Source organism: Methylobacterium sp. J-088 (assembly GCF_022829295.1).
Classification (GTDB): domain Bacteria; phylum Pseudomonadota; class Alphaproteobacteria; order Rhizobiales; family Beijerinckiaceae; genus Methylobacterium.
In genome coordinates this window covers 1-9,232 of the sequence record NZ_JAKSYH010000051.1, presented here as the reverse complement: position 1 = coordinate 9,232, position 9,232 = coordinate 1, and the positions used below count along the sequence as shown (strand labels likewise).

At 64.4% G+C, this 9,232-nt stretch carries 9 protein-coding genes; 5 read left to right on the top strand and 4 right to left on the bottom strand.

What is annotated here, in order from left to right; all coding sequences use genetic code 11:
• Positions 1-423: 423 nt before the first annotated feature.
• The 5 genes from MKK63_RS06245 (at position 424) to MKK63_RS06225 (ending at position 6,844) form a co-directional block, all read left to right on the top strand.
• Positions 424-1,185 carry a hypothetical protein gene (locus tag MKK63_RS06245; protein WP_243999760.1) on the top strand — a complete coding sequence of 254 codons (762 nt, stop codon included), beginning with the start codon at positions 424-426 and terminating at the stop codon, positions 1,183-1,185.
• A gap of 431 nt (positions 1,186-1,616) precedes the next feature.
• Positions 1,617-3,308 (top strand): methyl-accepting chemotaxis protein, encoded by a 1,692-nt coding sequence (locus MKK63_RS06240; RefSeq protein ID WP_243999758.1) that lies wholly within the window; start codon positions 1,617-1,619, stop codon positions 3,306-3,308.
• Positions 3,309-3,315: 7 nt separating this feature from the next.
• Positions 3,316-3,618, top strand: a complete 303-nt coding sequence (locus tag MKK63_RS06235; protein WP_243999756.1) for a hypothetical protein — start codon at positions 3,316-3,318, stop codon at positions 3,616-3,618.
• Positions 3,619-3,655: 37 nt separating this feature from the next.
• Positions 3,656-5,854, top strand: coding sequence for a putative bifunctional diguanylate cyclase/phosphodiesterase (locus MKK63_RS06230; RefSeq protein ID WP_243999754.1), 2,199 nt, complete (start codon positions 3,656-3,658; stop codon positions 5,852-5,854).
• A 135-nt stretch (positions 5,855-5,989) separates the two neighbouring features.
• Positions 5,990-6,844 carry a BLUF domain-containing protein gene (locus MKK63_RS06225; RefSeq protein ID WP_243999751.1) on the top strand — a complete coding sequence of 285 codons (855 nt, stop codon included), beginning with the start codon at positions 5,990-5,992 and terminating at the stop codon, positions 6,842-6,844.
• A 35-nt stretch (positions 6,845-6,879) separates the two neighbouring features.
• Here MKK63_RS06225 and MKK63_RS06220 read toward each other — a convergent pair whose 3' ends face one another.
• The 4 genes from MKK63_RS06220 to MKK63_RS06205 form a co-directional block, all read right to left on the bottom strand.
• Complete coding sequence (locus MKK63_RS06220; RefSeq protein ID WP_243999763.1) at positions 6,880-7,029, bottom strand: hypothetical protein; 150 nt, start codon at positions 7,027-7,029, stop codon at positions 6,880-6,882.
• 61 nt (positions 7,030-7,090) lie between these two features.
• On the bottom strand, positions 7,091-7,342 hold the full coding sequence (locus MKK63_RS06215) for a hypothetical protein (protein WP_243999749.1): 252 nt from the start codon (positions 7,340-7,342) through the stop codon (positions 7,091-7,093).
• 41 nt (positions 7,343-7,383) lie between these two features.
• Entirely contained in the window at positions 7,384-7,740 is a 357-nt protein-coding gene (locus tag MKK63_RS06210; RefSeq protein WP_243999747.1) for a hypothetical protein, read from the bottom strand.
• A gap of 210 nt (positions 7,741-7,950) precedes the next feature.
• Positions 7,951-8,202: a hypothetical protein gene (locus MKK63_RS06205; RefSeq protein WP_243999745.1), complete on the bottom strand. Its 252-nt coding sequence runs from the start codon at positions 8,200-8,202 to the stop codon at positions 7,951-7,953.
• Positions 8,203-9,232 lie beyond the last annotated feature (1,030 nt).

Below are 9,232 nucleotides of genomic sequence, written 5' to 3'. Positions count from 1 at the left end.
TAGGGCCCAGCCGCCAGGTCCCGCAAGTAGAGGTCGATGGCTGCTACGACCTCCTGGCTCGTGATGATGCCCGCCTTGCGCAGGTCCGCGAGAGTCGAAGGTCCGGCCGGCATGGTCGCGCTGATCATTCCCTGACGTTGACTTGGGCACCACCGCCAGCCGACATGGGCGGTCACGGCCAGGCTCGCTCAGGCGAGTCGCGGCCGCCGTTCAGGAGACCATCGCCGCGAGATAGACCCTGAAAAGCCAACAGGCCCCCGTCGCCAAACGGGAGCCTGCTGAAAATCCTGGGGCCTTGTGAGGCCGCGTCGATAGCTCCTCACAAGCCATGACCTCCCCCGTGGAGTCAAGCGAGAACGCCAATTCTCGCACCGGGAAGGCTTTGCCTGGACCCTAGCCGCGGCCCGTGAGGGACCGGGATCGATGTTTCACGCCACCATGCGGTCGGCGATCGAGGGCGCGGGGACACTCGCCCAGCTCGACGACCTGTCGCGCACCATCTGGCAGGCTCTGGCCGCCGAGACGGTCACCGACTCAGAGGCGCAGGGCCTGGCCGAGGCGCTGCACACCCGCAGGAGCGCCTTGCGCGAGACTGTGGCGCCCGTCGGCATTCCGCTCGGCCGTGTGACGCTGTTCCCGCCAAGGCGCCTCCAGCGGGCTCCTGAGCGATCCGTGGCGATCGAGCGCCGCCGTCGGCTGGCCTGCTCCGGCCCAATGCCACCCGCGCTGGCGAGCCGCTTCACCACCGGGCAGCTCGCGGTCCTACGCGTCGTCGGGGACGAGATGGCCCGCAACGGCGCATGCGGGCTGTTCATCGACGCCATTGCTGCGCGGGCAGGCGTGTGCCGCCGATTGGCTCAGGCCGCGATCCGGCTGGCCGAGGGCGACGGGCTGTTGACGATCCAGGAACGCCGTCACCAGGGACGGAAGTCCGACCCGAACGTGGTGCGGATCATCAGCCGCGAGTGGCTGCAGTGGCTCCGGCGAGGAGGGCGGTCCGCGGCCCTAGCGCTGTTGGGTGGCATAGGGTGCAAAACGATTCACCCCACGGGTAGGGGAGATTCACAGAGGCAGATTGTGGACGCGGAAACGAAGAGAGGCTGCCGAGGGGCAGCGGGCGACCCTGGCCGAAGCGATCCCGTGAGAATTCTCGCGGGCGGTAGGACGGGCCGAGCTATGCGGTGAGGGTCTGCGAGCGGACGATATGACGAACGAAGGCTGATGATCATTCTCCGTTCAGCCTGTGCGTCTGCGGCAAAGCGGCGGATCGAAGGATTGCGGCACCCGCATATGCGGCAAGGTACAGTGTTCCATCAGATCGCCCCTTCCATCCAGAAAAATTCGGCGGAAAACTATCAAATGACGGTATTGTAGTTGGCGAGATGTCGGACTTTGCCCCGCAAATGACCGGACAATTAGGGTGTGTGTCCCAGTAGCTAGGATATAAAAGCAGTCATTTGACGTGATTTAACGGACATTCAATCGAAAATGTTGGCTGAACTACTCAAGTCAAGTGGTAATTAACTTTTAATTAACAGATTATTTCAACATTGATGTCTATTACCCTGCCGATTTGAGAACGAAGACTGTTTATATTCCTGCCGGGAAGCTCGACTATGCGCTTGCACCTCTCTCTCAAAGCGGCCCTAACGGCTGCCTTCGGCCTGCTCGCCCTCATCGCGGCTGGACAGGGCGCACTCTCGATCGTCAAGCTCGGGGGTATCCGACACTCCGTTACCGAGGTCGCCACCAACTGGCTGCCGTCCGTCGTGACCATCAATCAGATCCGCGCGGGCGTCGCTGAGCTCCGGATCAAGCAGTACCGCCTCGCAACCACCTCGACCGATGCGCAGTCGCTGGCGACGAACCGGCAGAAGTACGAGAGCGCTTTGGAAAACGTCGCCAAGGCACGAGCACGCTACGAGCCGATGATCTCCTCGACCGAGGAGCGTGCACTGTACGCCAGCTTCTCGGAGTCGTGGGCTCAGTATCAGCAGGTGAGCCAACATCTCCTGGGCCTCCTTGAGGCCGGACGACAGCAAGAAGCGTTCGCGGAACTCGCCAACCCGACCGCGGTGAAGATCTACACGGCCGTCGGTGAGACGCTGGAGCAGGATGTCGCCTTCAATGAGCGGGGGGCCCAGCGCGACGCCGACGCCAGCGTGAGCAACGCGGACGCCGCCACGCTCGCCGCCTACGTGGCGGTCGCGGTCGCGATCCTGACGGCCGTCGGTGCCGCCCTCTTCGGCTTCCTGCGCATCTCCCAGCCGATCACCCGCATGACCGATGCCATGCGTCTCCTAGCCGGAGGCGATGCCACAGCCGAGGTGCCGTACCGTGCGCGTCGGGACGAGATCGGCGCGATGGCCGCTGCCGTGCAGGTGTTCAAGGACAACCTGATCCGCACCCGGCAACTCGAAGCCGAGACCGCGCAGGCGCGGCTGGCCGCCGAGGAGCAACGCAAGGCCGGCATGCGCCAGATGGCCGACGGCTTCGAGGCTGCGGTCGGTGGCATCATCGGCATGGTGTCGTCTTCTGCGACCGAGTTACAGGCCACGGCCCAGACCATGACCGCCACGGCGACCGAGACGGCCAGCCAGTCGACCACGGTCGCAGCCGCGGCCGAGGAGGCCGCCTCGAACGTCAACACCGTCGCGGCCGCGGCGGAGGAGCTGGGCTCATCGGTGCAGGAGATCGGCCGCCAGGTCGCTGGCTCCGCCGACTTGGCACAACGGACCGTGCGTGAGGCCGACCAGACTGGTGCCCTCGTGCAGGAGCTGAATAACGCCGTCAGCCGGATCGGCGACGTGGTCGGGCTGATCTCGAACATCGCCGGGCAGACCAACCTGCTGGCGCTCAACGCCACGATCGAGGCGGCGCGCGCGGGAACGGCTGGAAAGGGCTTCGCCGTGGTCGCCTCCGAGGTGAAGGCCTTGGCCGAGCAGACCGCCAAGGCAACCGGCGAGATCGCCAGCCAGATCGGCCAGATCCAGACTTCGACGAGCCAGGCGGTCGCGTCGATCGCCGGGATCACGGAGCGGATCCGGGAGATCAACGGGGTCGCCAGCTCGATCGCGGCGGCGGTCGAGCAACAGGGCGCGGCGACGCAGGAGATCGTACGCAACGTCAGCCAAGCCGCGATGGGCACGGGCGAGGTCACGAGCAACATCGCCGGAGTGGCGGGCGCGGCCGAGGAGACGGGCGCGGCGGCGAGCCAGGTGCTGGGCGCGGCCTCCGAGTTGTCGCGCCAGTCCGAGCACCTCACCGCCGAGGTCGGGCGCTTCCTCGCCACCGTGCGCGCAGCTTGAGCCGGTCATGGCCGAGATCCGCACCATGACACCTAAGATCAGCGTCGAGGGCGCGCGTCGGCTGAGCGCTTCTCTGGCTGAGATGGTCGAGCAAGGCGTCGCCGGCCCGCGTGGGCCGCAGATCCGCGGCTTGGGCCTGTCGCTGGAGACACTGGTGGGGGCTCTGCGCCGTGAACTCACGCGGATCGGCGCGAGCGATGATCTGAACGATTGCCTCGCCAAGGTTGAGCGGCTCGCTGCTCTCGCCCGCGCCTACTCCGGTCCGAATGTCGGCGCAGCGCCCGACATGGAAGGCGACCCCATCCGCTGACTTGGCCGCGCTAACCCGTTCGATCCGGAGCCCTCCTGTGCCATCTTCACATGCGCAGACTGACGAGGAAGCTCGACTGCAGGCGCTGGCCGAGCACGAGATCCTCGATGCCGAGCCAGACCCGTCGCTCGCCCACATCGTCGAACTCGCCGCCCGCCTGCTTGGCGCACCGGCTGCCTTCGTTTCCTTCGTCGATCGCGATCGGCAGGTCTTCCACGCCAAGATCGGCCTGAGCCTGTGCGAGACCGACCGCGACGTCGCCTTCTGCGCCCGGACCATCGCGCAGACCGACATCCTCGTCGTGCTCGACGCCTCCCAGGATCCGCGGTTCCGCGACAACCCCCTGGTCACTGGCGCCCCGTTCATCCGCTTCTACGCGGGCGTGCCGCTACGTACCGGAGACGGCCATGCCATCGGTACGCTCTGCCTCGCCGGTCCCAAGCCGCGACGCGCTTTCACGGGCCGGGACAGGCGTATCCTCGCCGACCTCGCCCGTCTCGTACTCGACCGGCTGGAGCTGCGCCGCGTCGAGGCGGCCCGGCGCGCGACTCAATCGCGCTTCGAGCATATCGCCGACACCTCGTCGGACGCCATCATCTGCGCGGACGCGCACGGGCGGGTGAGCTTCTGGAGCGCGGCCGCCGAGCGCTTGTTCGGGCATACGGTCGCCGAGGCTCTGGGCCAGCCCCTCGCCATCCTGGTGCCCGAGCGAATGCGCGGCGGCCACGAGGGTGACCTGTGCCGGATCGCGCGCGGGGCGGCGACGCGGCTTCTCGGCCGCACTGTCGAACTCATCGGCCGGCACAAGGACGGCCGCGAGTTCCCGGTCGAGCTGTCCTTGTGCACCTGGGCCGAGAACGGCCACGCAGCCTTCGGGGCAATCGCGCGCGACGTCAGCCAGCGCCACATAGTCGAGGAACGCCTGTTCCGTCTCGCGCATCTCGATGCCCTGACCGAGCTGCCGAACCGAGCTGTCCTGCGCGGCCGGATCGAGGCTGCGATCCTGGAGGACCGCCCGGCGGCGGTGCTGATGCTTGACCTCGACGGCTTCAAGGAGGTCAACGACGCGCACGGTCATGCCGTAGGCGATGCTGTACTCCGGCTGGCGGCGAGTCGCCTGCGCACCTGCGTCGACACCATGGGCGTAGCGGCTCGATTTGGCGGTGATGAGTTCGCGGTCGTGCTCACCGGCGTCGGTGACCCATTGACGGCAATCTCCAAGGGGCAGGCGATGATCGACGCCCTGTCCGAACCGTACCACGTCGAGGAAACCGTCTTGCGACTCGGCGCCAGCGTCGGCGTGGCTCTGAGCCCCGCCCATGGGGTCCGAGAAGACGAATTGCTGGCTTGCGCCGATGCCGCGCTTTACCGCGCGAAGATGGATGGACGCGGGCGCGCCTGTCTGTTCACGCCGGAACTGCGCGAGGTCGCACAGCGCGAGCGGGCCTGCCGCGACGGGCTGCGCCGCGCCATCGAGCAGGGCGAGTTCGTGCTGCACTATCAACCGCAGGTCAGCCTGTCCGACGGGGCACTCATGGGCGCCGAGGCCCTGATCCGGTGGCAACATCCCGAACTCGGCCTGCTCATGCCGGGCGCGTTCCTTGAGGTGCTCGACAACGGTCCGGACGCGGCCCGGGTCGGCGACTGGGTGCTGCGCACCGCCTGTGCCCAAGCACAGGCTTGGCGGCAAGGTGGCGTGCATCCGTTCCGGATCGGGGTAAATCTCTGCGCGGCCCAGTTCCGAGGTGGCGGTTTGGTCGAGGGAGTGGCCACCGCCCTCGCCGAGACCGGGCTGCCGGCCCACGCCCTAGAGCTGGAGATCACCGAGACGATCATCCTGCGTCACGATCCGGAGGTTATCGCCGCCCTTCAGGCGCTGCGCGCCATGGACGTGGGCATCGCGTTCGATGACTACGGCACCGGCTACGCCTCGCTCAGCCTGCTCAAGCGCTTTCCTCTGACGCGGTTGAAGATCGACCGCGGTTTCGTGAACGGCCTGTGTGAGGACCGGCACGACGCGGCCATCGTGCGGGCGGTGATCGACCTCAGCCGCAGCTTCGGGCTGGAGGTGATCGCCGAAGGCGTTGAGACCGAGGAGCAGCGCCAGCGTCTGCTCGCGAAGGGCTGCGAAGAGGCGCAAGGTTATCTGTTTGGCCGGCCAATGCCACCGGCGGAATTCGCCGCGCGCTTCAAGTTATGCCGACAACATAAACGCCTACCATATCCTGCTGCGTAGTCGCGCAAAATAATGATATACGAAACAGCAATTTCAGTCTGCATGATGCTAGAGCAATAACTGAGAATTTGCTGCTTTGTCTGCTTTATGGACCAAAAATTTTTCTATTCGATCGACTAAACTCGGATCCAGACTATGAGCGATCTGTACCGCCTCGTCTACGCCAGCAAGAATCTTCTGACAGGGGCTGAGGCCGAGGCTGCAGTCGAACAGATCCTGGCGGCATCGCGACGGAACAACGAGCGCGTGGGAGTCACCGGCGCGCTGATGTTCAACGGCGGCGCCTTCGCGCAGGTGCTGGAAGGGCCGCAGAAGGGCGTCGAGGAGACGTTCGAGCGCATCCAGCGCGATCCTCGCCACGGCGACGTGACGGTGTTGGAGGGTGGCCCGATTAAGGTGCGCGGCTTCGTGAACTGGTCGATGGCCTTCGTCGGGCAGTCGGCACGCGGTCAGGCGCTGTGGAATGAGCTGGCGGCGGAGAGTGGGTTCGATCTCAAGCGTCTGGACGCGGATGCGGTGTTCACGATGCTGCACGATCTCGTACTGGAGGAGGAGGCACTTGGCGGTCCTATCGACGCTCCGGCCCTCGACGCTCCCGCCCCGCGGTCGCTCGATGTGTCGCAGGTGCGCGAGGAGTTGGCGCGCCTCAGGCCTGAGGCGGGGGCAAGAGCCGGACGGGATAGCACGAGCCCGGACCAGGAAGGCGCCGTTCCCGTTGCTGCCCTGGCGATCTTGAAGGCTGCCTTAGTGGACGAGCGCGGCCGGACAATGGAGCTTCGAGGTACGGTGGACGAGCTGCGCGTCGCCATGGCTGAGATCCACGTCGCATGCGACCGGTTGCGGGCCGAGCGCGATCTCTGGATGCACCGTGCCCGAACCCTGGTTGCGGTCCTCAACGAGGATCCGCAGGAGATCCGTAGCGCCCCTCGCGGCCCCGAGGTCCCGGCCGGACAGAGTATGGTGGCTGTGTCAGACCGCGCCGTCGCTTAGGCCACATACACCACGGCTCAGGTCGGCTTGCTCGATTAGGCATAAGGCCCGCCGAACAGGTCCCCGAGAGCCTTCCTGCGGAACAGCGTGCGCCAACGCCGCCGCTGATGTTCCGGCCGGTCATGGATCATGTGGCAGCGCTGGCAGAAGGCCGCGAGGTTGGTGGCGGCGTTGTTGGCGCTCAATCTGAGCACACTGCCGATGAGGTTGCCTGAGCTGAATATCCGTGCGCTTCAGATCGTCGTGTTAGCCGGACTTCTCGTTCAGGCGAGTCCAGTGAAGATCGAGGTCATCCAGCAGGCGCGGCAAGAAATCTGAGGTGGAATTCAGTTCGATGGTCTTTGCCCTGAGTGACACTAGCGCATCGGCCTGTGCCCTCAATCCCTGTATCGAACTCAGATAAGCCCAGATCGCCTCATCGGCCTCGCCGATGGCCACAGGGTGCTCAGCGTCGAGGAGCGCCCGGAAGATCTGCAGGGTTTGGTCGAGGGTAGCCATTCCCGGTAAACCCTCCTTCAGGGGCCTGGTGCGCGAGGCTATCAGAAGAGCCATATCGAGAGCGTCAGGATGGCGCCAATCCCACCGATGGTGGTGCAGAACCCTGGGATGACCCAACTGTTCAGACCACCATGTGGCGATGCTGCTTTTCGAACTCTGGCGGACGCTGTCTCGGTCTTGCGAGCGAGTGCGATGCGCTCATGCGAAGGCGGGTTGCCGGCAGCCTCATCGTCCGTCCCAAGCTGCGACAGGCCAGGGTCGTAGGCGGCGACCTTGTCACCTGTGGCACCGCTGTCGATGTCGGCCTTCAACATGGCCGTGGTCGGGCGATCAGATGCAGGCGGCTCGGCCACGTGCAGGTTGCCGGGAGGCGGTAGGGTTTCGGATCGGAACAGCATAGGCGTATCTTTCAGGGCAGCGGCATCCGGCGTCGTACGATGCGATATCGCTCGCGGGAGGCTCGGATCGGCTGCCTCAAGCATGATGACCCACGTCCCGGCAGATCAGCCACCGGGACGCTGAGAATGCGATCAGATTATTCCTTCGACGGTTTGGCGAATGCGGATCAGTTAGCCGCCGCCGTTACCGCCGGAGCCGCCGCTGCCGGTTTAACCGATCCGGGACGGCTGACCCTCATTACCGGCCGCAGCCGAGTCCTCCGAGATGCCTTCTGCTGCACGGCCTGTCGGGGAATAGGTTGCAGCGCCTTCCTCCCCGGTCGAGCCCGGCTGGCGCGTGACGACACCGGGCGAACCCGGCGGAACGATCACGGTCGTGGTGGTCGGGGTTTCGAAAACTTGTGCGGAGACAGGATTAGCCAGCGCTACGGCGAACGCCGCAGCGAGGATGAGCTTGTTCATGAAATTCTTTCTCTGTGAGGCCTGGGAACACTCGAGCACCCGCGATGTGTCCCGGGTCCAGTGTCACAGGGTAGGGCAACGAACCATGTGAAAACTGTCCATAGCAATGTGTCCGAGCTAGAAGAGCCTTTTCCAACGTGGATACCGGCACGAAATAATGAAATTCTGTAGAAAGGCGATTAAAATCGAGAGACATTTCCCGTGTCCGTAGCGGGAACAAAGATACATGGGGATGGTAGATGTTTTATAGTACGCATTTTGGATCCTTAATTTTTGAGGGATTTACATGAGAGCTCGGCTTCCAATCGCGATGGTGACGCTCATCACCGTAGCCTCCCATCCTTGTTTGGCTCAGGCTTCAGATCAGATGGGAGCCAGCCGTGACCACGTCTCGGGTGCCAAAGCGTCGAGTAGAACCCGGACGGGACAAAGGGGTCCAAGCCCGAGCGCACTTGGCCCCAACGAAACCGGCAGCATCCAGCGACGCACGCCCAGCGATCAGCGAAACGATGCGATCAGCAGGGGCATCTGCATCGGATGCTCTCCTCGATGAGGGTCAATCTCAGAAAACGCTGACCCGACGCTGCATGGAGGCGCGGTTTCGGCTGCTTCCGCACTAAAAGCCGGCTTGCACCACGGTGAATTCATTAAACGCGAGGCACCGAACGGCCTTTCACGAGGGCGGCGTCCAAGCGGTAAAAATACGACGAAGCGCGTGGGAACTGTCGAATGTAGTTTTTACAGAAGATGGATGGGCATAAGTTGTAACTGCCAAAAATATTTGGCCAATCCCAACAGCTCCGATATTTTAACCACAGAGAGTTAGTGGGATTACTCTTCCAAATCCATAGAGAGGTTAGATGGCCTTCACCGTCACTGGCGTGGGAACTCGGGGCATGGCGCTGATCGGTTGTGATACCGTCATCCATGCCTTGGCTAAGGCCACGGAGATGATGCGACGCGGCTATCTCGACGTGATGATCGCCGACCGTCGAGGAGCGCAATACACGCCCGACCAGTTCCATCGTTT

Coding starts and splice junctions, on each gene's coding strand:
- MKK63_RS06205 (WP_243999745.1), bottom strand. CDS start 8,202: ATGAACAAGCTCATCCTCGCTGCGGCGTTCGCCGTAGCGCTGGCTAAT.
- MKK63_RS06215 (WP_243999749.1), bottom strand. CDS start 7,342: ATGGCTACCCTCGACCAAACCCTGCAGATCTTCCGGGCGCTCCTCGAC.
- MKK63_RS06235 (WP_243999756.1), top strand. CDS start 3,316: ATGGCCGAGATCCGCACCATGACACCTAAGATCAGCGTCGAGGGCGCG.
- MKK63_RS06210 (WP_243999747.1), bottom strand. CDS start 7,740: ATGCTGTTCCGATCCGAAACCCTACCGCCTCCCGGCAACCTGCACGTG.
- MKK63_RS06245 (WP_243999760.1), top strand. CDS start 424: ATGTTTCACGCCACCATGCGGTCGGCGATCGAGGGCGCGGGGACACTC.
- MKK63_RS06240 (WP_243999758.1), top strand. CDS start 1,617: ATGCGCTTGCACCTCTCTCTCAAAGCGGCCCTAACGGCTGCCTTCGGC.
- MKK63_RS06225 (WP_243999751.1), top strand. CDS start 5,990: ATGAGCGATCTGTACCGCCTCGTCTACGCCAGCAAGAATCTTCTGACA.